Annotated in this window: 24 protein-coding genes and 2 tRNA genes; 14 read left to right on the forward strand and 12 right to left on the reverse strand. The window is 27.9% G+C overall.

The window, feature by feature from the left end:
* Window positions 1–51: 51 nt before the first annotated feature.
* The 6 genes from mnmA to ilvA all read left to right on the forward strand — a co-directional run bounded on the left by mnmA (window position 52) and on the right by ilvA (window position 7,745).
* On the forward strand, window positions 52–1,239 hold the full coding sequence (mnmA, locus tag H0H60_RS00415; RefSeq protein WP_185862960.1) for a tRNA 2-thiouridine(34) synthase MnmA: 1,188 nt from the start codon (window positions 52–54) through the stop codon (window positions 1,237–1,239).
* Between the two features lie 359 nt (window positions 1,240–1,598).
* Window positions 1,599–3,287 carry a dihydroxy-acid dehydratase gene (ilvD, locus tag H0H60_RS00420; protein WP_185862765.1) on the forward strand — a complete coding sequence of 563 codons (1,689 nt, stop codon included), beginning with the start codon at window positions 1,599–1,601 and terminating at the stop codon, window positions 3,285–3,287.
* Between the two features lie 6 nt (window positions 3,288–3,293).
* Window positions 3,294–4,988, forward strand: coding sequence for a biosynthetic-type acetolactate synthase large subunit (gene ilvB / locus H0H60_RS00425; protein ID WP_185862766.1), 1,695 nt, complete (start codon window positions 3,294–3,296; stop codon window positions 4,986–4,988).
* A 16-nt stretch (window positions 4,989–5,004) separates the two neighbouring features.
* Complete coding sequence (locus H0H60_RS00430) at window positions 5,005–5,319, forward strand: acetolactate synthase (RefSeq protein WP_185862767.1); 315 nt, start codon at window positions 5,005–5,007, stop codon at window positions 5,317–5,319.
* 27 nt (window positions 5,320–5,346) lie between these two features.
* Window positions 5,347–6,405, forward strand: a complete 1,059-nt coding sequence (gene ilvC / locus H0H60_RS00435; RefSeq protein ID WP_185862768.1) for a ketol-acid reductoisomerase — start codon at window positions 5,347–5,349, stop codon at window positions 6,403–6,405.
* A gap of 77 nt (window positions 6,406–6,482) precedes the next feature.
* Window positions 6,483–7,745, forward strand: coding sequence for a threonine ammonia-lyase (ilvA, locus tag H0H60_RS00440; RefSeq protein WP_185862769.1), 1,263 nt, complete (start codon window positions 6,483–6,485; stop codon window positions 7,743–7,745).
* 20 nt (window positions 7,746–7,765) lie between these two features.
* Here the strand turns inward: ilvA and H0H60_RS00445 are convergent.
* Both H0H60_RS00445 and H0H60_RS00450 read right to left on the reverse strand, forming a co-directional pair.
* A tRNA-Leu gene (locus H0H60_RS00445) sits at window positions 7,766–7,850 on the reverse strand.
* A 6-nt stretch (window positions 7,851–7,856) separates the two neighbouring features.
* Complete coding sequence (locus tag H0H60_RS00450; protein WP_185862770.1) at window positions 7,857–8,552, reverse strand: SDR family oxidoreductase; 696 nt, start codon at window positions 8,550–8,552, stop codon at window positions 7,857–7,859.
* A gap of 79 nt (window positions 8,553–8,631) precedes the next feature.
* Here H0H60_RS00450 and dapB point away from each other — a divergent pair, with 79 nt between their 5' ends.
* Both dapB and lepB read left to right on the forward strand, forming a co-directional pair.
* Window positions 8,632–9,336 carry a 4-hydroxy-tetrahydrodipicolinate reductase gene (dapB, locus tag H0H60_RS00455; protein WP_185862771.1) on the forward strand — a complete coding sequence of 235 codons (705 nt, stop codon included), beginning with the start codon at window positions 8,632–8,634 and terminating at the stop codon, window positions 9,334–9,336.
* An 8-nt stretch (window positions 9,337–9,344) separates the two neighbouring features.
* Complete coding sequence (gene lepB / locus H0H60_RS00460) at window positions 9,345–10,850, forward strand: signal peptidase I (protein ID WP_185862772.1); 1,506 nt, start codon at window positions 9,345–9,347, stop codon at window positions 10,848–10,850.
* Window positions 10,851–10,854: 4 nt separating this feature from the next.
* On the opposite strand, the gene H0H60_RS00465 is transcribed toward lepB, so the two are convergent.
* The 6 genes from H0H60_RS00465 to H0H60_RS00490 all read right to left on the reverse strand — a co-directional run bounded on the left by H0H60_RS00465 (window position 10,855) and on the right by H0H60_RS00490 (window position 16,947).
* A complete protein-coding gene (locus tag H0H60_RS00465; protein ID WP_185862773.1) occupies window positions 10,855–11,556 on the reverse strand; it encodes a rhomboid family intramembrane serine protease in 702 nt (233 codons plus the stop codon).
* Window positions 11,553–13,322, reverse strand: a complete 1,770-nt coding sequence (gene mutL, locus H0H60_RS00470) for a DNA mismatch repair endonuclease MutL (RefSeq protein WP_185862774.1) — start codon at window positions 13,320–13,322, stop codon at window positions 11,553–11,555. Before mutL ends, H0H60_RS00465 begins: the two co-directional genes overlap by 4 nt.
* Complete coding sequence (ribH, locus tag H0H60_RS00475; protein ID WP_185862775.1) at window positions 13,322–13,798, reverse strand: 6,7-dimethyl-8-ribityllumazine synthase; 477 nt, start codon at window positions 13,796–13,798, stop codon at window positions 13,322–13,324. Before ribH ends, mutL begins: the two co-directional genes overlap by 1 nt.
* 7 nt (window positions 13,799–13,805) lie before the next feature.
* Window positions 13,806–14,447 carry a tetratricopeptide repeat protein gene (locus tag H0H60_RS00480; RefSeq protein WP_185862776.1) on the reverse strand — a complete coding sequence of 214 codons (642 nt, stop codon included), beginning with the start codon at window positions 14,445–14,447 and terminating at the stop codon, window positions 13,806–13,808.
* A gap of 61 nt (window positions 14,448–14,508) precedes the next feature.
* The gene (gene gldE / locus H0H60_RS00485) at window positions 14,509–15,819 is read right to left on the reverse strand and encodes a gliding motility-associated protein GldE (RefSeq protein WP_185862777.1); all 1,311 of its coding nucleotides are present in this window, start codon (window positions 15,817–15,819) and stop codon (window positions 14,509–14,511) included.
* A gap of 69 nt (window positions 15,820–15,888) precedes the next feature.
* Complete coding sequence (locus H0H60_RS00490) at window positions 15,889–16,947, reverse strand: A/G-specific adenine glycosylase (protein ID WP_185862778.1); 1,059 nt, start codon at window positions 16,945–16,947, stop codon at window positions 15,889–15,891.
* Between the two features lie 84 nt (window positions 16,948–17,031).
* On the opposite strand from H0H60_RS00490, the gene H0H60_RS00495 reads away from it, so the two are divergent.
* From H0H60_RS00495 to H0H60_RS00510, 4 genes are all read left to right on the forward strand, one after another.
* Window positions 17,032–17,325, forward strand: coding sequence for an HU family DNA-binding protein (locus tag H0H60_RS00495; protein WP_012821259.1), 294 nt, complete (start codon window positions 17,032–17,034; stop codon window positions 17,323–17,325).
* A 1-nt stretch (window position 17,326) separates the two neighbouring features.
* Complete coding sequence (locus tag H0H60_RS00500; protein ID WP_185859981.1) at window positions 17,327–17,485, forward strand: hypothetical protein; 159 nt, start codon at window positions 17,327–17,329, stop codon at window positions 17,483–17,485.
* A 24-nt stretch (window positions 17,486–17,509) separates the two neighbouring features.
* The gene (locus H0H60_RS00505; protein WP_185862779.1) at window positions 17,510–19,039 is read left to right on the forward strand and encodes an Rne/Rng family ribonuclease; all 1,530 of its coding nucleotides are present in this window, start codon (window positions 17,510–17,512) and stop codon (window positions 19,037–19,039) included.
* 26 nt (window positions 19,040–19,065) lie between these two features.
* Window positions 19,066–19,148 (forward strand) — tRNA-Leu (locus H0H60_RS00510).
* 80 nt (window positions 19,149–19,228) lie between these two features.
* On the opposite strand, the gene H0H60_RS00515 is transcribed toward H0H60_RS00510, so the two are convergent.
* The gene (locus H0H60_RS00515) at window positions 19,229–20,182 is read right to left on the reverse strand and encodes a GYDIA family GHMP kinase (RefSeq protein WP_185862780.1); all 954 of its coding nucleotides are present in this window, start codon (window positions 20,180–20,182) and stop codon (window positions 19,229–19,231) included.
* Entirely contained in the window at window positions 20,179–21,057 is an 879-nt protein-coding gene (gene fabD / locus H0H60_RS00520; RefSeq protein WP_185862781.1) for an ACP S-malonyltransferase, read from the reverse strand. The genes H0H60_RS00515 and fabD overlap by 4 nt, the downstream gene beginning before the upstream one ends.
* A 43-nt stretch (window positions 21,058–21,100) precedes the next feature.
* Here fabD and H0H60_RS00525 point away from each other — a divergent pair, with 43 nt between their 5' ends.
* Window positions 21,101–21,865, forward strand: a complete 765-nt coding sequence (locus H0H60_RS00525; protein ID WP_185862782.1) for a TatD family hydrolase — start codon at window positions 21,101–21,103, stop codon at window positions 21,863–21,865.
* Here the strand turns inward: H0H60_RS00525 and fumC are convergent.
* Entirely contained in the window at window positions 21,862–23,247 is a 1,386-nt protein-coding gene (fumC, locus tag H0H60_RS00530) for a class II fumarate hydratase (RefSeq protein WP_185862783.1), read from the reverse strand. The genes H0H60_RS00525 and fumC overlap by 4 nt on opposite strands.
* A gap of 241 nt (window positions 23,248–23,488) precedes the next feature.
* On the opposite strand from fumC, the gene H0H60_RS00535 reads away from it, so the two are divergent.
* Complete coding sequence (locus H0H60_RS00535) at window positions 23,489–23,770, forward strand: FtsB family cell division protein (protein WP_185862784.1); 282 nt, start codon at window positions 23,489–23,491, stop codon at window positions 23,768–23,770.
* Here the strand turns inward: H0H60_RS00535 and mnmG are convergent.
* The gene (mnmG, locus tag H0H60_RS00540; protein WP_185862785.1) at window positions 23,767–25,644 is read right to left on the reverse strand and encodes a tRNA uridine-5-carboxymethylaminomethyl(34) synthesis enzyme MnmG; all 1,878 of its coding nucleotides are present in this window, start codon (window positions 25,642–25,644) and stop codon (window positions 23,767–23,769) included. The two genes, H0H60_RS00535 and mnmG, sit on opposite strands and share 4 nt — an antisense overlap.
* Window positions 25,645–25,648 lie beyond the last annotated feature (4 nt).

Consider the following 25,648-nt stretch of genomic DNA (forward strand, 5'->3'; position numbering starts at 1 on the left):
TGTTTTTTTGCAATTCCTATATCATCCTTTTTTTATCATCTTTTTATTATGATGCAAAAACAAAGAGTAGTAGTAGGACTTTCAGGAGGAGTTGATTCTAGTGTTGCCGCATTACTTCTTAAAAAACAAGGTTATGAAGTTATCGGATTATTTATGCATAACTGGGATGATTTTAATGAAACTCATCAATGTAGTTGGAAAGAAGATAGTATTGATGCGTTGTTAGTAGCTAAAGATTTAAATATTCCTTTTCAAGTAATAGAAATGAAAAAAGAATACGAGGAATCTATTATTAATTACATGTTTGACGGATATAGATCTGGAAAAACTCCTAATCCAGACATCTTGTGTAATCGAGAAATCAAATTCAATGTTTTTTTGAAAAAAGCTATTGATTTAGGAGCAGATTTTATTGCTACAGGTCATTACGTTAATAAAAAACAAATTATAAAAAATAATAAAATCATATATCGTCTTCTTGTTGGAAAAGATTCTAATAAAGATCAATCCTATTTTTTATGTCAGTTAACACAATATCAATTGGAAAAATCTCTATTTCCATTAGGTTCATTAACTAAAAATCAAGTTCGAAAAATAGCGGAAAAAAATGGATTATGTAATGCATATAAAAAAGATTCTCAAGGATTGTGTTTTGTGGGAAAGATTCAATTATCCAAATTTCTTCAAAAAAAGATCTTTCCAAAAAAAGGAGAAATCGTTATGATTGATTCAAACGCTTTAATGTATCATCCAAAAAAAAAATCCTTTTTATCAAAGGAAGAAGAATTGTTTTTTTTATCCAAGAGAAAAAAATATCAGAAATCAGATGGAAAAGTTATTGGATATCATCATGGAGCTCAATTTTTTACAAAAGGACAACGAAAAGGTATTTCTGTAGGAGGACATAAGAAAGCTCTTTTTGTTATTGAAACAGATATCAAAGAAAATATCGTTTATACAGGTATGGGAAAAAACCATCCAGGTTTATATAAAAAATCCTTATTTATTCATGAAAAAGACATTCATTGGATTCGAGAGGATCTAGCTCTATTAAATGGAGAAAAAATAGAGGTTCTTTGTAGAATTCGTTACAGACAACCTTTGCAAAAAGCCTTGTTATATAAAATCAAAAACGGAATGTTTATAGAATTTGAAATCCTACAATGTGCTATTACCGAAGGACAATTCGCGGTATGGTATTTAGATGAGGAGTTAATAGGATCAGGCGTTATTTCATAAATTATTATAATATTTATCGGGATATATTTATTTTGTTAAATATTGAATCTATTTTTTGATATCAATATTGTAATATTTTTAAAAAAAATATGTTTTTTTTTATTAAAAAATAAAATACTTTACACAAACGAATTCTCAATTATAAACTTTATAATATTTTCATTAATAAATAGGAAAATTAATAATATTATAAAATGAAATACACAAAAAACACTTTTATATAATCTATTTTTTTCATATTTTTGCATATTATATAATTTTTGATATGCATAAGTAAATTTTCTTAAAGGAAAAGTATTTTTTTTAAATCCCTACTTGATAATTGATTCAGTAGGGCTTTTTGATTTATAAAACATCTCATGAAAAAAAGAATTAATAATTTTAGCAGAAAAATTACGGAAGAACCTAATTTACCAGCTTCACACGCTATGCTTTATGCCACTGGGTTGAGAGAAACGGACTTTTGTAAAGCTCAAATAGGAATAGTCAGTAACTGGTATGAAGGAAATCCTTGCAATATGCATTTGAATCAACTAGGAAAAAAAATAAAATCTTCGATCATAAATGATGAAAATTTAATAGGATTTCAATTTACTACTATAGGAGTGAGTGATGGAATTACTATGGGGACTTATGGAATGAGGTATTCGCTTCCTTCCAGAGAATTAATAGCAGATAGTATAGAAACAGTGGTAGATTCACATCATTATGATGGAGTCATCGCTATACCTGGATGTGATAAAAATATGCCAGGAGTTATGATTGCTTTACTCAGATTAAATAGACCTTCTATTATCGTCTATGGAGGGAGCATCTCTTCAGGTTATTATAATGGAAAAAAATTAGACATTGTTTCTTCTTTCGAGGCTTTAGGTAAAAAAAATACTTGTAAAATATCCGAAAAAGAATATAAAAATATTGTAAAACACTCCTGTCCAGGACCTGGAGCTTGCGGAGGCATGTACACAGCTAACACCATGGCTTCCGCTTTGGAAGCTATGGGAATGACGTTACCTTATTCTTCTTCATCTCCATCCACAAGTGAAAATAAAAAAATAGAGTGTGAAGAAGTTTCGATTTTTATTAAAAAACTTCTAGAAAAAAACATAAAGCCTAAAGATATTGTCACAAAAACTTCTATAGAAAATGGAGTGAAACTAGCTATGTGTTTAGGTGGATCTACTAATTTAGTTTTACACTTTTTAGCTATTGCGAAATCCGCAAATATAAATTTTACTTTAAAGGACTTTCAAAAAATTAGTAATCAAGTCCCTCTCCTTGGAAATCTAAAACCAAGTGGAGTTTTTTTAATGGAGGATATCCATATGTATATTGGAGGAATGCCCGTTATTATAAAATACTTATTAAATGAAGGAATTTTATCTGGAGATTGTATAACAGTAACGGGGAAAACTCTATCTGAAAATATGAAAAATGTCCCGAATATAACTTTTAATCAAAAAATTATTTATCCCTTAAACAACCCCATCAAGAAAGATGGACATATACGAATTTTATATGGAAATCTTTCTCCAGAAGGAGCCATAGCAAAAATTACTGGTAAGGAAGGAATAATTTTTAGGGGAAAAGCGAATGTTTTTGATTCAGAAGAAGAGGCGAATCAAGCTATTTTAAATCATCAAATTTATCATGGAGATGTTGTGGTCATTAGATATGTAGGTCCAATAGGAGGTCCAGGAATGCCTGAAATGCTTAAACCAACGTCTTATATTATGGGTTCTGGATTAGGAAAAAATGTAGCTCTTATTACGGATGGAAGATTTTCTGGCGGATCACATGGATTTGTAGTTGGACATATTACTCCAGAAGCACAATCTGGAGGACCAATAGCTTTGATTAAAAATGGAGATTTCATTAAAATAGATGCAGAAAATAATACTATAACTCTTGAAGTAGAAGAAGAGGAAATAAAAAGAAGAAAGAAAGTTTGGACCCCACCTGTATTAAAAGTGAAAAGAGGGTATCTATATAAATATATAAAAACCGTTTCTCCAGCTTCTGAAGGTTGTATGACAGATCAATTTTAATTGTGTATGGAAAAAAAGTTATTCTCTGGTTCAGAAATAGTAATAAAAACTCTTTTACATGAAGAAGTAGAATATATTTTTGGATATCCAGGTGGAGCTATTATGCCTATATATGATTCTCTACACGATTATTTAAATATGGTTTCTCATATCTTAATGCGTCATGAACAAGGGGCTATTCATGCCGCACAAGGTTATGCTAGAGCTACTGGAAAAATAGGTGTATGTTTTACGACATCCGGTCCTGGAGCTACCAATTTAATTACTGGATTAGCAGATGCTTTAATAGATAGTACTCCTATTGTGTGTATTACTGGACAAGTATCTTCTCATCTTTTAGGTACTGACGCTTTTCAAGAAACAAATATTATAGATATATCTATTCCTGTAACCAAGTGGAATATTCAAGTGTTGAGAGCGCAAGATATTTGTGAATCTATTCAGAAAGGGTTTTTTATCGCCAAAAAAGGGAGACCAGGACCCGTATTAATAGATATCACCAAAGATGCTCAATTTCAAAGAACGGAATTTATTTATAATCGTTGTAAATATGTTAAAAATTTTCATCCATATCCTTGTATCAAAGAAGAAAAAATAAGAGAAGCCGCTGATTTAATCAATTCGGCTAAAAAACCTTTAATACTTGTAGGACAAGGAGTAATTTTAGCTCATGCAGAAAATGAATTTAAAAAATTTATCGAAAAAACTGGAATTCCAGTTGCTAGTACCCTTTTAGGATTAGGAAGTTTAGAAAGTCATCATCGTCTATATGTGGGAATGCTAGGAATGCATGGAAATTATGCCCCTAATATTCTAACCAATCAGTGTGATATTCTCATTGCTATAGGCATGCGTTTTGATGATCGTGTTACAGGAGATGTAAAAAAATATGCAAAACAAGCTAAAATTATCCATTTAGAAATAGATTCTTCTGAAGTTAACAAAAATATATTATGCCATATCCCTATTTTGGGAGATTGTAAAATTTCCTTAAATAAATTAACTTCTTATGTCAAAGAATCTACTCATGAAAAATGGATAGGAGAATTCTATCAATTAAGAAAAAAAGAAGAAATATCCGTCATAAAAAAAGATCTTTATCCAATGAAAGAGGGAATGACCATGGGAGAAGTGATTAAGTGGATAAACCAATATAAACAAAAAAATGCCATACTAGTCACAGACGTAGGACAACATCAAATGGTAGCTTCTAGATATTTTGATTTTACCTATAAAAAAAGTCAGATAACTTCTGGAGGTCTAGGGACCATGGGGTTTGCTTTACCTGCTTCTATAGGAGCAAAACTAGGTGCAAAAGAAAGACAAGTCATTTGTATTGTAGGAGATGGAGGGATTCAAATGACTATACAAGAAATGGGAACTATTTTACAGAATAACATTCCTATAAAAATTATATTACTAAATAATAATTTTTTGGGAATGGTTCGTCAATGGCAACAACTTTTTTTTGATAAACGTTATTCTTGTACAGAATTAGTTAATCCAAATTTTATCAAATTAGCCCAGGCTTACAATATTGAAGCACAAAGGGTCAATAAAAGAGATGAATTAGAAATGGCTGTTAAAAAAACATTAGGGAAAGAGAATGCTTTTTTGTTAGAAATAGTAGTAGAACAAGAGGATAATGTTTTTCCTATGATTCCTGCAGGAGCTGCTGTAGATGAAATTCGTTTAACATAATAATAATAAAAATACTATGAAGCATCAATTCAGAATAATAATTTTAGTGGAAAATCAAATCAGATTGTTGAGTAGAATACTTGTTCTATTGAATCGTAGAAATTTAAAAATCAGTCATATTAATGTCTCTAATAATGAAAACGGGACCATAAATATGGATAACGTTCAATATATTATTGATTTAGAATGTCACGAGGAACAATTGATGAAATTGACAAAATTAATTGAAAAATTAATTGGCATCATTCATGTTTACTCTTTCAAAATAAAGGAAAAAAATTCCAGAGAAAATTCCTGGAAACAAATAGATTTACCGTTAGCAACGTCTTAATTAAGAAAATTAAATTTTAAATAAATCATGAAAATCAAATTTGGATCTGTAGAAGAAACGATTGTAACAAGAGAAGAGTTCCCATTATCGAAAGCTAAAGAAATATTAAATAAAGAAACTATTTCTGTATTAGGATATGGAGTTCAAGGACCTGGTCAATCTCTAAATCTAAAGGATAATGGTTTTAGAGTCATTGTGGGACAAAGAAAAAATTCTTTATCTTGGAAAAAAGCTTTAGAAGATGGATGGATTGAAGGAAAGAATCTTTTTTCCTTAGAAGAGGCTTCTGAAAAGGGGACTATATTGATGTATTTACTCTCAGATGCTGGTCAAATTTCTTTTTGGCCTACTCTTCATAAAAATCTAACAAAAGGAAAATCTTTATATTTTTCGCATGGATTTGGATTAACATTTTGTGAAAAAACTAAAATTCATCCTCCTAAAGATATAGATGTTTTTTTAGTAGCCCCCAAAGGCTCAGGAACAAGTTTAAGGAGACTTTTTAAACAAGGAAAAGGAATTAATTCTAGTTATGCAGTTTATCAGGATTATAGTGGCAAAAGTTTAAAAAAAGCTATTTCTATAGGTATAGGAATTGGATCTGGATATTTATTTGAAACAACTTTTCAAAAAGAAGTCTATTCTGATTTAGTAGGAGAAAGAGGAACTTTAATGGGAGCCATACAAGGAATTTTTGCCGCTCAATATCAGATTTTAAGAGAAAAAGGGCATTCTCCTTCGGAATCTTTCAACGAAACAGTAGAAGAATTAACTCAAAGTCTTATGCCATTAGTATCAGAAAATGGAATGGATTGGATGTATGCTAATTGCTCTACCACTGCACAAAGAGGAGCTTTAGATTGGTGGAGAAAATTTAGAGATGCGACTTTACCTGTATTTAAAAGTTTATATCAAGAAGTTTCTTCAGGAAATGAGGCCAAAAGAATTATAGAGGTAAATAGCCATCCAGACTACAGATTGAAATTAGAAAAAGAATTAGCTTCTCTTCGAGAAAGTGAATTATGGGAAGTCGGAAAGACGATTCGTGATCTCAGACCAGAAGAAAACAAGTGTCATAATAAATAATAGTGAATTAATTAATTCACTATATATATATTATTAACTACATAAAAGAAACAAAAAATTATTTTATTTTTAAAATATTGAAAAATAAATTCTATTTTCCTTCTTATGAAGAAGTTGTTAAGGCTAAAAACCTATTAAAAGATATTATTTATGAAACTCCATTGCAGAGAAATTCTCTTTTGTCCGAAAAATATCAAGCTAATATTTTTTTAAAAAGAGAAGATTTGCAGATTATACGTTCTTATAAAATTAGAGGAGCATATAATAAAATAAAAAGTTTATCCCATCTAGAACTAAAAAAGGGAATTGTTTGTGCTAGTGCAGGAAATCATGCACAAGGCGTAGCTTATTCTTGCAATATATTACAATTACCAGGAAAAATTTATATGCCTAGTACTACTCCTAAACAAAAAGTAGAAAGAGTCAAAATGTTTGGAAAAGAAAATGTGGAAATTGTTCTTATTGGAGATACTTTCGATGCGGTTAGTTATGAAGCAATGAGAGATTGCAAAAAGAATAAGAAGATATTCATTCATCCTTTTGATGATATTAAAATCATTGAAGGTCAAGCAACTGTAGGTGTAGAAATTTTAAAACAATCTAATTCTAACTCCATTGATTACGTTTTTATTCCTATTGGAGGAGGAGGTTTGGCTTCAGGTGTAGGAAGTATTTTTAAACAATTTAGTCCAAAAACTAAAATCATAGGAGTAGAACCTCTGGGCGCTCCATCTATGAGTCATTCTTTAAAAAAAGGAAAAGTAATAGAATTAAAAACCATTGATAGATTTATTGATGGTGCTTCAGTGAAAAAAGTAGGGGAATTAAACTTTTACATATGTAATCAAGTTTTATCTGAAATAAAGACAGTCCCGGAAGGGAAGGTTTGCACTACTATTTTAGATTTGTATAATTTGGAAGCTATTGTAGCGGAACCAGCTGGAGCACTTTCAATATCTGCATTAGATTTTTATTCCAAAAAAATAAAAGGAAAGACTATCGTTTGTATATTAAGTGGTGGAAATAACGATATCACTAGAACAGAAGAAATAAGAGAAAGATCCCTATTATATGAAGAAAAGAAACATTATTTTATTGTAAAATTCCCACAAAGAGCTGGAGCATTAAAAGAATTTGTTAATAATATTTTGGGTCCAAAAGATGATATTGCTTATTTCGAATACTCGAAAAAAAATTCTAAAGAAGAAGGACCAGCTATAATAGGAATAGAATTAGCAGATAAGAATGAGTTTTCTGGATTACTAGGAAGAATGAAAAAGTACAGAGTTCATTTTCAGTATTTAAATAAAGATCCAGATTTATTTCGTGTTCTTATATAAGAAGATACGAAATAAATTCGTACCCACGACTGGATTTGAACCAGCACATCCTAATCGGATACCACCCCCTCAAGGTGACGTGTCTACCAATTCCACCACGTGGGCTTTGATTTAATTTTTAGAAGAAATAGGGATTGTTTTTCCATTAAAAAATGTGTTTCCTTCTATAGAGAAGGAATAAATATATTGTGCCATTTTTTTAGAAGAAATAGAAGAATCATACAAACAAGGAAAAGCCTCTTTTAACATTTTAGATTGTACTGCTCCCAATGCTAAACAATTTACACTAGGTCCATTTTTTTCTTCTTTAAATTCTTCAGCTATAACTTCTGTTAGATTAGATAAGGCTGCTTTAGAAGAACTATATATAGATAATCCAGGAAATTTTTTAGTATTTGTAATTCCTCCCATGCTCCCAATATTTACAATATGACTTTTTTTTCCCATATAAGGTTTTACTAATTGTATCATTTTTATAGGAACAAAAATATTGACTTCATAAGAATAATATATATCTTGATCTTTTAATTTATCGAAATTCTTTTTTACTAAGAAACCGGCATTATTAATAAGTATATCTACGAACATCCACTCAAATAAAATTTTTTCAATTTTTTTATAGGATGATTTTTGAGTTAAGTCCATTTCTAATGGAATACAAATTCCAAATGGACGATTTTTTAATTTTAATAGTTTACTTACATCTCTGGATATAGCTAAGACATGATGCCCCATGTTTAAGAATTCTTTTGCGATTTCATATCCTATTCCATTTCCGCTACCTGTAATTATTACTTTTTTTTTCATCTTTGCATAAAGATAATTTATTTTTGCTTAATAAAGTTGATTTATATTATATACATACATCAATTTAAAAAAAAAGAATATGAATATAGCAATAATAGGATATGGTAAAATGGGAAAATCTGTAGAAAAAATAGCGAAAATTAGAAATCATCAAATTTCATTTCTCTCTAACGAAAGTCCTAACTCCATGTCATTGAAAAATACGGATGTGGCTATAGAATTTACTCAGCCAGACTCTGCTTTTAATAATATAAAAATATGTTTGGAAAATAATATACCTATAGTATGTGGAACTACGGGGTGGCTAGAAAAATTTCCTCTTGTTAAGGATCTTTGTAAAAAAAAGAACGGGGCTTTTTTATATTCTTCTAATTTCAGTATAGGGATGAATATATTTTTTGTGATCAATCATCAACTATCCAAATTTTTATCTACATACGCCACAGATTATGAAGTAAAAATTGAGGAAATTCACCATAAAGAAAAAATAGATAAACCTAGTGGAACTGCTATTTCTTTAGCAAAAGATATTATTAATAATAAAATGAAAACAGCATGGATTTTAGATAAAAAAGACACAAAAGATCAAATATTAATCATTTCCAAAAGATTGGAAAAAATTACAGGAACACATACAGTCACATATAAATCTATAATAGAAGATATAGAAATACAACACAAAGCTCATAGCAGAGATGGATTTGCATTAGGAGCTATTATAGCTGCAGAATGGATTAAAAATAAAAAAGGATTTTTTTCTATGAAGGATGTATTAAAAATATAGATATTATCATGTATCAATATCTTTTTTTTAGTGTAATTTTTTTGTTTGTTGAACACATTATTCATGTTTTAGGAACATGGAGACTTTTGAAAAAAATGGGAATTAGTTATCATCAACAAATGATTCCTATATACAATATTTTTTTTCTTATAAAAATTTTTCATAGACCTATTTGGTGGATTTCTCTTTTATTTGTTCCATTAACAAGTATTTTTTTACTTATAACTCTATGGATCGATTTACTTCGTATTTTCGGAAATGGAACTAAAAAAGATATTTTATTATTTTTTGTATCTATAGGAGGATATATCTATTATATAAATTACTTTAAAAAACTGAAAACAGTCAAAATAATCTACAAAGAAAAAGAAAATACAGGATCAAATATCCTATTTGCTATGATTCTTTCTTTTATTACACACACTTATATAGTTCAACCATTTGCCATTCCCACTTCATCTATGGAAGGATCTTTACTAGTAGGTGATTTCATATTGGTCAGTAAAATTCATTATGGATTACGAATGCCTATAACTCCAATATCTATGCCTTTTACACATAACACGATAGGTAGATGTAAATCTTATATTTCTTTTTTTCAATGGCCTTATTTCCGTTTATCTCCTATACAATCTATAAAAAGGAATGATATTGTAGTTTTTAATTTTCCTAAAGATTTAAATCATCAAGTGATAGATAGAAAAGAAAACTATATCAAACGTTGTGTAGGTTTACCGGGAGATATAATTTCTATTAAAAATGGAATTTTATTTGTAAATAAAAAACAAGAAGAAGCATCTCCATATCAGATAAATAAACAACAAGTTTATCTGATTAAAACAAAAAATATTCCATTAAATATAGAATTTATTAAAGAAAATATGGATATCGAAGATGTGGATATAATAGGAGAAAAAAATGACGAATATTTTTATCAAATTATGTTAACTGAAAAGAAAGCCATACAGATCAGAAATTTATTTGAAAATATAGTTTATATCAAAAAATACCTCTTTCCAAGATCTTTTTCGGAAGATTCTATATTTCCCAGTCATTTTGGTTGGAACAGAGATTTTTTTGGTCCGTTGTATATTCCTAAGAAAGGAGATATTATTAAATTAAATTCAAAAAATATTCATATTTATTATGATATTATTGTATATGAAGGGAATAAAATAATAAAAGAACGTTCATGCTTCGTCATCAATAATAAGAAAAATAATTATTATCAAGTGCAAAGAAACTATTACTTCATGATGGGAGATAATAGACATAATTCTTCCGATTCTCGTTATTGGGGGTTCGTTCCGGAAGATCATATAGTAGGAAAACCCATATTCATATGGATGAGTATAGATTGGGATAGAAAAAATCCTTTAAATTTTCTCAATTGGAAATTTCGTTGGGATCGTATTATGACTACAGTAGATGGAAAAAACTCCTATTTATCCTTTTTTTTTATATTTTTATTTATATATTTTTCTTATTTCCTATTTTTAAAAAATCCTGGATGAGTTATTAAAAGCGATTTTCTTTTTTTAGAAAAAAATTTCCTATAAAATAACCAGATAATATTCCTCCGATGTGAGCAAAATGTGCTACTCCAGGCGCCAAATTAAAAATAGCCGAAACAAAACTTCCAAAAATAAAAATCATAAGAGCTTTTCGTACAGCAATTGGAAAAGGAAATGGTAAAATAAATATTTTATGTTCTGGAAAATATCTAGCAAAAGCTCCTAGTATTCCACTTACAGCTCCAGAAGCTCCCATCATTGGAGAATACATAGAACTGTAAAGATTTATACGTTGTTCTTGATTTAAATAATCAAATGTTCTTTTTGCTTGGGAAAAATCCAACGAATGAACGAAATAATAAAGAATACTAGTATTGAATACTAATTGTAATAATGCAGCTAGAATACCTGATAAAAAATAGGTGATCAAAAATTTTTTAATTCCTAACAAAGTTTCCATTTGTCCTCCAAACATGAATAAGGCTAACATGTTGAAAACAATATGTAGAAAAAGACGTTTGGAATGTACAAACATATGAGTTAAAATCTGATATAATTCAAATCTATTATCCAAAGGATGATATAAAGAAAGAATATTTTCTATTTTATATTGTGAAAAAACAAAAGTAGCTGTATATACAAGTATATTAATACTAATTAAGTGTTTTACAGCATCTGAATTAAAATTTGATATATAAAAATTCACTTACAAAATTGTTTTTTTAAAAAATTGTTATTTAATACAAAAAATACAGGATCTCCTGCATACGTAAAACTTGTATTTTTACAAGAAAAAAAATCTCTAATTAAACATTCCATTTTATCAGAATGTAATTTTGTACCGTATTTTATAGCAGCAGATTTAGCTATAGATTTAATAAGTATTTTTTTGTTATTTTTTTCTCCTTTAGCAAAATTATATGTTAAAATATTGTGAAAAATTTCAACCAGTATATTTTGATGTACCTTTTCCGGTATAGAATATAAGTAGGCAGATTGTTTCCAAAAATATAAATGAAATCCCATTTCAATTAAGTCATCTTTAATGTTGTTTAATGAGTTTAATTCATGCTTTAATAGTTTCACTTCAATTGGAAAAAGAAACTGTTGGCTTATTAATTTTTTTTTTCTTTTTTGAAAAAAAAATTCAAATAATATATTTTGATGAGCTCTATGTTGATCTACCAATATGATATCTCCTTCACTCCATGGAAAAATTATATATTTTCCATTTATCTGAAAAGTTTTTATATTTTTTTCATTAGAAACATAGCTAGATAATTTTTTTGTAAAATGAATATCGATAAAAAAATCTGATTTTTTCATTTTTTGGAACAAATTATCTAATTGGATTACTTGTTCTTTATAAGAAAGTTCTTCAAAAAAAGAATTATAATGATTCATCAAAAAAAACGATTCTTTAGAGGAATCACAAGAAAATAAAAAATCTGAATGATTTAAATCATCCTTTTCTATCTTATATTGACAACATAAAACATTTTTTATTTCCTGTTGAATCAGATTTCCAACTATATCTTCTTCCTCCAATTTTGCTTCTTTTTTTGTAGGATGAATATTCCAATTTACTAAATTTGGATCTATATGAATAAAAATAAAATAGGAAACTGTTTTTAAATTTTTTAAAATTCCATCATAAGCGGAAATAATTTTTCTATGTAAGAAAGTATTTGTGATGCAACGTTGGTTGACAAATATAAATTGATCTCCTTTTTGTTGTACATAAGCATCTGGTTTACTAACAAAACCTTCTATAATGATTCTACTTTCTTTTTCTTTGATTATAATGGGTATTAATATTTTATTTTTTTTACTAAAAATTTCTTTTATTCTATCCTTTAAAGAAGCCTTTTTAAAATAAAAAAGAATTTTATCATTATGATAAAAACGATAGACAATATCTCTATGTGCTAAAACTATTTTATAAAATTCATTAATAATATGTTGAAATTCTATTCGGGAAGATTTTAAAAATCGTCTCCTAGCAGGAATTTTATAGAAAATGTTTTTTACCGATATTCTAGTCCCTTGAAGCATGTTTATGGGAATTTGTTTTTTTATTTTTCCTTCTTCTATAAACAGGTGAAATCCCATAACATTTTCTTTATTCTTAGTTTGTATTTCTAGTTGAGAGATGAAAGCAATGGAAGCTAATGCTTCCCCACGAAATCCTTTCGTTCTAATTCTAAAAAGGTCATCATTGGTTTTTATTTTAGAAGTAGCATATCGTTGAAAACTCATTCTAGCATCATGAAAACTCATTCCATCTCCGTTGTCTATTAATTGAATTAAAGTTTTTCCTGAATCTCTTATAAATACATCAATCATTTTTGCTTTTGCATCTATTGAATTTTCCATAAGTTCTTTTAATACAGAAGAAGGACGTTGTATGACTTCACCCGCAGCAATTTGATTGATCACTTTTTTAGGTAAGAATTGAATAGAATTATTCATTATTTAATAGATTTCCGAAAAATTGCCATAGATAAAGCTGTTTTAGCGCATTCTATGCCTTTATTTCCTTCTTTTCCACCGGATCTATCCAACGATTGCTGTTTATTTTTGTCAGTAAGAACACAAAATATAACTGGAACATCATATTGAATATTGATATCCTTTATCCCTTGTGAAACAGCTTGAGAAAGATACTCAAAATGATAAGTTTCTCCTTGTATAAGTGATCCTATGACAATAATAGAATCAAAATTATAACAAATGGCTATTTTTTTAGCTGAATAAATGAGTTCATAACTTCCTGGAACTTTCCAAGTTTTAATTCTTTCTTTTAAAATTCCTGATTGAATTAAAGTTTCATATGCTCCTTTATATAGTTTATCGGTAATATCATTATTCCATTGGGCCACTATAATAGCAAATTTTAGATCTTTGTTTTTTGATTTATCTATTTGATATACAGGAGTTTTTTTCATGTAAAATTTACAATTTATTTTCAATAAACATGAGATATTTTTCTACGTTTTTTTTATGCATAAAAAGAGGATATTTATTTTCAATTTTTTTCAAAAAAAATTTAGAACTTTTGTATTTTTTCATAGAAAAAGTTAATAATGCTGCTTTGTAATAATAAAGAGGCGTAGTAATTTCATTTTCTCTTATATTAGCTGCTATAACGTAATTTTTTAAAGCCTCATTTTTATTTTTAATCTGTGTAAAAGCATCTCCTATCACTCCATATTTTATAGAGGATAAAAATTCATCTTTTGCAGAAAAATTTCTCATCATTTTTATAGATTCTTTATAGTTTCCTAATTTATAAAAGCAAATTCCAGCATAAAATTTAGAAATATTACCTGCTTTAGTAAAAGGATATTTAGTCACAATTCCATAAAATCCTAGATAAGGAATTTTTAATTTTTTTTTATTTAAAGCTTTATCTATGGCACCCTGAGAAAGATATTTTTGTGCATAGTTTAATTCTTCCAAGGCTTTCTCCTCGGATGGATATAAAACAAATTTTTTATAAAAGAAATAGCCTCCTGCTGTTATAACAATTATACTCCAAAAAAGAACCACAATTTTTTTTTTTTTTAAAAAAGTACAAAAACTAAAATTAATCATATTACAGGGTTTTTTTTCATAAGGAAATTGACTAAATCTAAAATATACATAATAAAATCATTTAGTTTTTTTTTCGTATTACTTCTATACTCTTTATTCTTTTATGATCTATGCTTCTTATAATGAAAGAATAGTTCAAAAAATTAATTTTTTGTTTCCGTTTTGGAAATTCTTTATTGATTTCCATAAGAAAACCTCCCAAAGTATCTGCATCTCCTTTTTTTTTTTCGAAAAAAACTTCCTCTTTTATTCCCATAATACGATAAAAATTGATCAGGGAAGTTTTTCCATCAAATAAATAATTATTCTGATTTAATTTTGAATAAGAGATATCTTCTTCATCAAATTCATCTACAATATCTCCTACTATCTCTTCAATAACATCTTCAAGAGTAATCAATCCACAGGTCCCCCCGTATTCATCTACAACAATAGCTAAATGAATCTTTCTATTTTTAAAATCACTTAAAAGATCATCTATTTTTTTATTTTCTGGAACAAAAAAAGGAGGATGAATCAGTTTAGTCCATTCAAATTCTTTTTCATGAATGAATGGAAGAAGATCTTTAGCAAAAAGCACTCCTTCTATATCATCAATACTGTCTTTATAAATAGGAATCCTAGAATATCCCTGATAACAAACTAATTCTAAAACGTGAGAAAAAAGAGTATTACTGTTTAAAGCAAACATATCTATTCTAGGAGTCATGATTTGATGTATTTCCGTATTTCCAAAATTCACAATTCTTTGCAAAAAGAGACATTCTTTAACATTTTTTTGATTAGAAGATGCAATTTTTAAAGCTTTTGAAAGTTGATCTACAGATATTCTATTCTTTTTCTTTCTTATCTTTTTTTCTATAAGTTTAGAAATTATAATCATGATTTTACTAACAGGATATAGTATGTTTCCAAGAAAAATCAATGTTTTTGACATGAAAAGAGCAAAACGAAAATTATTTTTTCGAGCATATATTTTTGGGATGATTTCTCCAAATAAAAGCAAAATAAAAGTTAAAAAAACCACTTCTAAAATAAAATTCATAGGAATAGAAAAACTTTTTTGCATAGATTCTGTTATTAAATATGAACTTAATATCACAATCCCCATATTAGCAAAGTTGTTGGAAATCAATATTGTAGCTAAAAGTTTTTTTCTATCTTTAAGAACATTTAACACTCGATCTCCTCTAGATGGATTTTTTTTTCTTTCTCTATCAATAGTTTTTTTTTCAAGACAAAAAAAAGCAGTTTCGGATCCAGATATAAGTGCAGAAAATAATAGTAAGATTATTATTAACACGAAATAAAAAAATATTTGAAAATATAGAGTACTTTCTAAAAAAATGCTCGTCGAAGATTCTTTTTCCAAGAGATTTAATTTTGATAATAACTTTTAGAAAAAAAAATATAATACTGATTCAATCAAAGATAAAAAAAACTAAATCATTTTTTCATGTTTTAAAAACAAGGTAATGGGACGAGGAAAAGGGTATTCAACAATTTTTTCGTGTGGAATGAAAAAAAAATTATCGAAATATTTTTCTTTTTGAATATTTTGTATGATTCTACAATTTAAAAATTGAATGGATAAAGTTTGATGAGTTAACTTATGTATTATTTGATAAATAATAGAATCAGAAATTATCCTAAATTTTGTCCAAATCTTATCTTTTATTTCGCTAATGGAAAGATTTTTTTCTGATTCTATTAACGGAAAATCATACAAACCTTTCCATATATCTTTGTTATTTCTTTTCTGAATACAGAGATGGTTGTTTTTTTTATCCCATATAAAAACATAATAAAAAAATCTATGTGTAATAGGTTTTTTTATTATGTTTTTAACAGGAAGATCATATACAGTTCCATTTTTAAATGAAAAACAAGAATATTTTACTGGACAGGAGAAACATTTAGCTTTCCTTGGAGTGCATAAAGTAGAACCTAAATCCATAATAGCTTGATTGAAAATGCCTGGATCGTTATGATCCATTATTTTTAAAATGAAAAATCTAAATATATTTTTGGCTCCAAAAGATGTGATATTGTGGTAAATTCCTAGATATCTAGAAAATACTCTATAAGCATTTCCATCCAGAGCAGGAATGACTTCATCGAAACATATAGAGGCTACAGCTGCTCCTGTATATGGACCTATCCCTTTATATTTGATTAATTCTTTATATGTTTTTGGAAAAAATCCACTTGGGTTTTTTTTTACTAATTGTTTAGCAAACAAATGTAAATAGCGAGCTCTAGCATAATAACCTAACCCTTCCCATTTTTTCAACACTTCTTGTTCTTCTGCATGAGCTAGTTTTTCTATATCTGGAAATTTTTTGACAAAATCCAAATAATATTTTATAGTTTTTGATACTTTTGTTTTTTGCAACATAAATTCCGAAACTAATATATAATATGGATTTTTAGTCTCTCTCCAAGGAAGTTTTCGATGATTATTTTTATACCAGTTAATTATTTTTTTAGAAAAATTCATATCTATTTAATTTTAGAGCAATTTTATAAAAAATTGGTATATTTAGGAAACCGAATTTTGTTATTCGATATATAATGATTAAACATGACAAAAGCAGATATAATAACAGAAATCATATCCGAAACGGGATCTGAGAGAATAGATACGCAAAAGGTGATAGAAACGTTTATGAAAAAAATAAAACAAAGCCTAACATCTGGAGAAAATGTTTATTTACGAGGATTTGGATCCTTTATTATTAAATATAGAGCGAAAAAACTTGGACGTCATATATCCAAAGATATGTCTATTGTCATTCCAGCGCATAATATACCAGCATTTAAACCTGCAAAAGCATTTACTGAGTTAGTCAAAAAAAACGTTCCTATTAAAAAATAATATGTCGGTGATACACAACGATTTAAAATTATGCCCAACGGAAAAAAAAGAAAAAGACGTAAAATTGCTACCCATAAAAGAAAAAAAAGAAATAGGAAAAATAGACATAAGAAAAAAAAATAAAAATTTTTATCAAAAGTTCATCTTTTATAATTTTTAAAACTTTTTTTCCTTGTTTTTGTGTATGAATAAAGAATTAGTTATAAATGCAGAAGAACAAGAAGTAAAAATAGCCCTTTTAGAAGAAGGGAAGTTGTTAGAACTTCATCGAGAAGTTTTTAATAAAAAGTTCTCTGTAGGGGATATATATTTAGGTCTAGTAAAAAAGATTTCATATGGATTAAATGCAGCGATTATTGATATAGGATATTCCAAAGGAGCTTTTTTGCATTATAATGATCTTGGATTTCAAGTAGAAAAAATGTTAAATCTGATAACTCAAAAAAAAAATTCTTTTTTTCTCAAAAAAGGGAATATGAGTTCTATAGAAAAAATTTTATATCCTGGACAAAAAATTTTGGTTCAAATTTCGAAAGAACCCATTTCCAACAAAGGACCAAAATTAACTGCGAAGTTATGTATTCCTGGAAGGAATTTAGTATTAATTCCTTTTTTAGAAAAAATTTCTATTTCAAAGAAAATTAAAAACACAAAAGAAAAAAATCGATTAATTTCTTGTATAAAGAAAATACAACCAAAAGAATTTGGAATTATCATTCGAACGGCGGCTTATTCCAAAAAAGAACAAGTTTTGAAAAAAGAACTATTCTTTTTAATAAAAAAATGGGAAAATATATTAAATAATATAATCAAATTACCTCCAGTTAGGGTTTTAAGCGAAAGTAGTAAAACTTCTTGTTTATTACGAGATACTTTCAATGATGATTTTAAATCTATTTATTGTAATAATAGGTTTCTTTGCGAGGAAATTCATTCTTATTTATCTTTAATTGCCCCAGAAAAAACAAGCATTATTAAACATTATAGAGGAAATATTCCCATATTTGAAAAATATGGGATTGAAAAACAGATACAAACTTCTTTGGGAAAAAATGTTCCTCTTGCAAATGGGGCTTATCTTGTTATTGAACATACTGAAGCTTTACATGTGATAGATGTAAATAGTGGAATGATTAATCACATTAAAAAAAATTGTACAGAATCAGAAAGAATAGATACTATATTAAAAGTTAATCTGTTAGCTGCAACAGAAATAGCGAGACAACTGAGATTAAGGGACATGGGAGGAATAATTGTAGTAGATTTTATAGATATGTCTGAGCCATATCAAAGAAAAAAATTATATGAACATTTGAAAGAACAAATGAAAAATGATAGAGCTAAACACCAAATTTTACCTCCAAATGAATTTGGTTTAGTTCAATTTACTCGTCATAGAGTAAGACCTGAATTAAAAGCTAATCATCATGATAAAAAATATCAAGAATCTCCTATAGTTTATATTCATCATCTAGAATTTATATTAGAAACTCTTGTAAAAGATAAATTTCATAAAGGAATACAATTACATATACATACTTTTGTGGCTGCTTATCTGAAAAAAGGATTTCCTTCTATTCAACATAAATGGCTGTTTAAATATAAAAAATGGATTAAAATTATCCCTAGAGATTCTTTTAAGTATACAGAATATCAAATTTTCAATAAAAATCAAGAAGTAGTTTCTTCTTCCTTTTCCTTTAAAAGAAATTAATTTATTAAATTAATTATGTTATGTATGTGGGCGTGGTGGAATTGGTAGACACGTCAGACTTAGGATCTGATGCCTATCAGGCATAAGGGTTCGAATCCCTTCGCCCGCACAACAACACAATACATAGTTTTGTCGTATAGTATGAGTAGGTGTGGTGTTATTTTTCGATCATAAAATAAATAAATTATATTATGATATAATCATTTCATCAAATGAAATAAGGGTATGAAATCCTTTTTTTGAAAAATATTTTCTCATTCCATCTCTATAACTGATTAAAACAAAATCTCCTCCCCATGCTCCTAAACTTTTAACCAAACCTAAATAATCTGGAAAATATGTTTCTTTTATAGGAGGTAGATCTAATATCTCGGACATGACCTTTTCGTGTTTAAACAAAAGTTCTTCAAATTCTTTTAAAGTTTTACAAAAAGGAATTTTTTTAGTGATAGAAGATATGACATCCATACTTTTACCAAAAATATTTTTTTTTTTTCGAAAAAATCGGATACTTTCACAAGTATTCTGTTTCTTATTTAAATGTAAAAAAAAAAGTTTTTCTTTAAATGGGAGATTAAAATCTATAGGAATAACATGAGGTACTTGATTTTTTAATTTTCTAAAAATTATAGGTTTCGAATGAAATCCACAAGCAATATCATATCCACTTCCTGGAAAATTTTTTTCTAACAATAAATGAGGTTTTACTCTGGACCATTTTGCTATATTACTGATCAAAGTAGAACTACTTCCTAACCCCCAATTTCTAGGAAATTCTAATTTCGTTTTTACATATATTCCAAATGTATTGGAAAGAAAATTTTTTTGAATCTCTCTAGATTTTAGAAGTAAATTTCTTAATCGAAAAGCCGTTTTTTTTTCTGTTTCATAACAGATATCTAAAGAAGGAAGTTGAAAGATCCCCTCGAACCAAAGTTTATCTTTTTCATCAAAACTCTTCCAATGTAATAGTTCAGAACATGGATAGGTAGTAGGTTTATTTTTATAAAATATGGTAAATGATTGTCCTTTAATTGTAGGTAAAGCTAATCCAAAAGCTCCATGTAAAATCAAATACTCTCCTGTTAATAACAATTTTCCATGACTATAATAATAAAAAAAATGTAAATCTTGTAATTTCATATTTTTGATGAAAAATTATTCTTTTTTATAATTTTCTTTATAATCCCTTGTAAAACTTTTCCTGGTCCTACTTCAGTAAATGAAATAGCCCCTTTTTGTATCATATTTTCTACTGATTGTTTCCATTTAACAGGAGAAGTCAATTGTTCGATAAGATTTTTTTTTATTTCATCAGAATTACTTACTGATTTAGCGGTGACATTTTGATATATTGGACATTTAGAATCTTTAAAGGTAATTTTTTCTATAAATATTTTTAATTTTTTTTTAGCTGGTTCCATAATAGGAGAATGAAAAGCTCCATGAACGGGAAGTTTTAAAATTTTTTTAGCACCAATTTGTTCTAAAGAATGACAAACTCTTTTCAGAGCATTTTTTTCTCCGGAAATTACTAATTGTCCAGGACTATTATAATTAGCTGGAACAATAATTCCAGGATCTTTTTTGCAAACATTCTCTATGATTTCATCTTCTAATCCAAATACAACTGCCATTCCTCCATATATAGATTCACATATTTTTTGCATCATACTAGCTCTTTTTTCTACTAATTTTAACCCATCCTCAAAAGAAAATACTTCAATAGCAGCTAAAGCAGAAAATTCTCCAAGAGAATGTCCAGCTACCATATCCGGATTAAAATGATTTAATATTTTTGCTTGGATTACTGAATATATATAAATAGCTAATTGTGTATACTTAGTTTTTTTTATAACTTCCATCGTAGAACAATCGAACATGATATTTGTCATTTTAAATCCCAAAACGTCATCGGATAATTGAAACAATTTTTTTGCTAAACTAGAAGTTTTGTATAAATCTTTTCCCATGCCCAAAAATTGGGATCCTTGACCTGGAAATATATAAGCCTTCATATTCCTAATAAATTTTTAATTTGAACAAAATCAATAATTTTTTATGAAAATAACAGATACTCATACTCATTTATACATGAAACAATTTGATCTCGATAGAGATTTAGTCATAAAAAAAGCGATATATAATGGAATAAATAGGTTCTTGATTCCTTCTATAGATAGCTCCACGATTCCTAGCATATTAAAATTAGAAAAAAAATATCCAAAAAAATGTTTTCCCATGATCGGATTGCATCCTAATAAGGTACATCCAGAAAATGTAGAAAAAGAATTAAATGATATAAAAAAATGGTTAGATTTGCACTCTTTCATTTCTTTAGGAGAAATTGGAATGGATTTTCATTTAGAAAAAAAATTTATAATGGAACAAGAATATGCTTTCCAAACTCAAATACAATGGGCGAAAAGAAAAAATTTACCCATAGTTATTCATTGCAGAAAAGCATTTGATCAAGTTTTTGATATTTTAGAAAAATATTCTGCTACAAAAGGAATTTTTCATTGTTTTTCCGGAACTTTAGAACAAGCAAAAAAAATTATTGATTTTGGATTCAAACTAGGCATTGGAGGAATTATTACTTTTAAAAAAAATGATCTCTGTAACTTTTTACATAAAATTAGTTTAAATAATATCGTATTAGAAACAGATTCTCCATATTTATCTCCCGATCCATTTAGAGGAAAAAGAAATGAACCCATTTATCTAAAAATTATTTTAAAAAAACTTTCTCAAGTTTATTCTACTTCAGAAAAAAAAATAGCTGACATTATTAATATGAATGTACAAGAACTTTTTTTTAATTAAACCATTTTATCCGGTTTTACTAATTTATCAAATTCCTCTACGGTTAAATATCCTAACCTAATAGCTTCTTCTTTTAAAGTAGTATTATTCACATATGCACATTTTGCAATTTGTGCGGATTTTTCGTATCCTATGCTGGTGTTAAGTGCAGTTACTAACATTAGAGATCTCTCTAGTAGTTCTTGAATCCTTGCATGATTTGGAGTAATTCCTTGAACACAAAGATTAGAAAAAGAAATGCTAGCATCTGACAATAGCTGTGCAGACTGTAAAAAATTATAAGCCATTAATGGTTTAGAAACATTTAATTCATAATTTCCTGATGCACCTGCTATTGAAATAGCCATATCATTCCCTATTATTTGTGTGCAAACCATCATAAGAGCTTCACATTGTGTAGGGTTGATTTTTCCAGGCATGATAGAAGATCCAGGTTCATTTTCAGGAAGGATAATTTCTCCTATTCCACAACGAGGTCCAGAAGCTAAAAAACGGATATCGTTTGATATTTTCATTAAAGAAACCGCTATTTGTTTTAGAGAAGCATGAGATTCTACTATGGCATCATGAGAGGCTATAGATTCGAATTTGTTATTTGCAACTTTAAATGTAAGTCCAGTATATTTGCATATATAGTCAACGACTTTAAAATCATATCCTTTAGGTGAATTTAATCCAGTTCCTACAGCCGTTCCACCAATAGCTAACTCGGAAAGATGATCTAAAGTTTTTTTGATAGAATTTAAACCGTGATTTATTTGAGAAACATAACCGGAAAATTCTTGTCCTAAAGTTATGGGTACAGCATCCATAAGATGAGTTCTTCCTATTTTAACCACATTTTTGAATGAATGGCTTTTTTTTTCTAATGTATTACGTAATTTTTCCAGAGAAGGAATGGTTTTTTCTACCAATTTCTTATAAGAAGCAATGTGCATGGCGGTAGAATAAGTATCATTAGATGATTGAGACTTATTGACATCATCATTAGGATGTATAAAAGACTTTCCTTTTCCAAGAACCCCACCCATTAAAACTTTAGATCTATTAGATATTACTTCATTTATATTCATATTAGAATGCGTACCAGATCCGGTTTGCCATATAACTAAAGGAAATTGATCATCTAATTTTCCTTCTAGGATTTCTTCACAAACCAAAGAGATAAAGTCTTTTTTCTTTTTGGATAAAATACCTAATTCAAAATTGGCATGTGCCGCAGCTTTTTTTAAAATAGCAAAAGCGTAAATAATTTCTATAGGCATAGATCCTTCCAATCCGATTTTAAAGTTATTTCTTGATCTTTCAGTTTGTGCTCCCCAATACTTATCCACAGGAACTTGAACTGCACCCAAGGTATCTGTTTCTGTTCTAAAAATCATTTTCCTATTTTTTTTTACGAAATTAATAAACTTTATATAAAAAAAATTCGAATTTTTATTAAATTTTATCAAATTTAATCATGTATGATAATTAAATTTATAGGATTTTTACTCTTTCTATTCATAGCCATATCTGGATTTTGGTGTATTATTTTTTTATCTTTTTTTAGTATATACTGGATGATCAGTATAGGAATTAACACTATAAAAGAAATTGGAAAACGAAAATAAAAAATTTGTTATGAAACAAAAGATATTTAAGAGTAAATATTTTTGGATTAGTCTATTTTTTTTTATATGGATGTTTTTTTTTGATACAAATTCTTTAGTATTACATTGGAAATTTCAAAAAAATATAAATAAAATGATCTCAGATAGAGATTCTTTGAAAAGAAAAATTTTTTTGGAAGGGAATTATTTAAAAAAATTAAATACAGATCCTAAATATCTGGAAAGATTAGCTAGAGAAAAATTCTATATGAAAAAAGAGGATGAGGATTTATTTGTCATAAAAAAAAATTAACGTCCCATATACATTAGCAAAATACTTAAATCGGATGGGGAAACCCCACTAATTCTTGATGCTTGTGCCAACGACTCTGGACGATGATAAGTTAATTTTTCTCTAGCCTCTAGAGAGATTGATGGGATTTTCTCATAATCAAAGTTTTCGGGAATTCTAAGATTTTCAAGTTTTAACAATTTTTTTGCATTTTCTTTTTCTCTGTCAAGATATCCTCTATATTTAATCCGAATAGATACTTGCTCCAATATTTCTTGATAAAAATTATTTTTTTCTATTTTGTTTTTTAATAATGGAATAGAAATAAGATCATGGATCTCAATTTCAGAACGGGATAGAATAATATCTATTTTTTTTTCATGAGATATGATTGGAGATTTTTTTTCAATCAAAATAGGATTGATAATTTCTGGTTTTAAATTCTGTTTTTGAAAAAAAGAAAGACATTTTTCTACCTTAGATTTTTTCTTATCTACTGCTTTCATTTTTTCTTCTGAAATGAGCCCAATTTTATAACCCATATGGGTTAATCTTTCGTCTGCATTATCTTGACGTAATAACATTCTATACTCAGCTCTTGAAGTAAACATTCTATAGGGTTCTTCTGTTCCTTTTGTTATCAAATCATCTATTAAAACCCCTATATAAGCTTGACTTCTTTTAAGGATAAAAGGTTTCTTTTGATGAATCTTCAAATGAGCATTAATTCCTGCAATTAAACCTTGCGCCGCCGCTTCTTCATATCCTGTTGTTCCATTAATTTGTCCAGCAAAAAAAAGATTGCTAATCAACTTACTTTCTAAAGTAAGTTTTAATTGTATAGGAGGAAAATAATCATACTCAATGGCATATCCAGGTCTTAACATTTTTGCTTTTTCAAATCCTGAAATGTTTCTCAAAGCTTGATATTGTATTTTTTCTGGTAAAGAAGTGGAAAATCCATTTATATAGACTTCTACAGTATTCCAACCTTCTGGTTCTACAAATATGTGATGTTCTTCTTTATCTGGAAATCTATAAATCTTTTCTTCAATAGAAGGACAATATCGAGGACTTACGCCTTGAATAGATCCTGTAAAAATTGGAGAAAATTTTAAATTTTGACGAATCAAATCATGAACTTTTTTATTGGTACATGTAATGTGACATTTACGTTGTTTTCTTAATTTGATAGTATTTGAAAAAGAGAATTTCTTAGGATTTAAATCTCCTTCCTGAGATCTCATTTTCTGATAGTTTAAAGAGCGTCCATCTACTCTTGGAGATGTCCCGGTTTTCATCCTTCCATATCTAAATCCTAAACTTGTAGTTAATTGCTCCGTGATCCCTTTAACTTCTTGTTCCGCTATTCTTCCACCACTAATTATCTTTTTACCAATATGAATTTTTCCATTTAAAAATGTTCCATTTGTGAGTATAACCGATTTTCCTTTAATTTTTATTCCAAAAGAAGTTACAACCCCTTTTACTTTTTCCTTTTTTATAATTAAAGAAGTAACTGTATCTTGATATAAATCTAATTTTGTATTTTTTTCTAAAAAAAATCTCCAATTATTAGAAAATAATTTTCTATCACATTGAGCTCTCGGACTCCACATAGCAGGTCCCTTAGATTTATTTAGCATTCTAAATTGTATCATACTATAATCTGTAATTATTCCGGAATAACCTCCTAAAGCATCTATTTCTCTTATAATCTGTCCTTTAGCTATTCCTCCTATAGCAGGATTGCAAGACATTTGACCGATGGTTTGTAAATTTGTAGTGATTAGCAAAGTTTTGGATCCCATATTAGCAGAAGCATATGCCGCTTCTGCTCCTGCATGACCACCTCCAACTACAATAACATCATAAGTATCTGAAAATAAAAACATGATT

This window comes from Blattabacterium cuenoti (assembly GCF_014251735.1).
GTDB lineage: Bacteria > Bacteroidota > Bacteroidia > Flavobacteriales > Blattabacteriaceae > Blattabacterium > Blattabacterium cuenoti_C.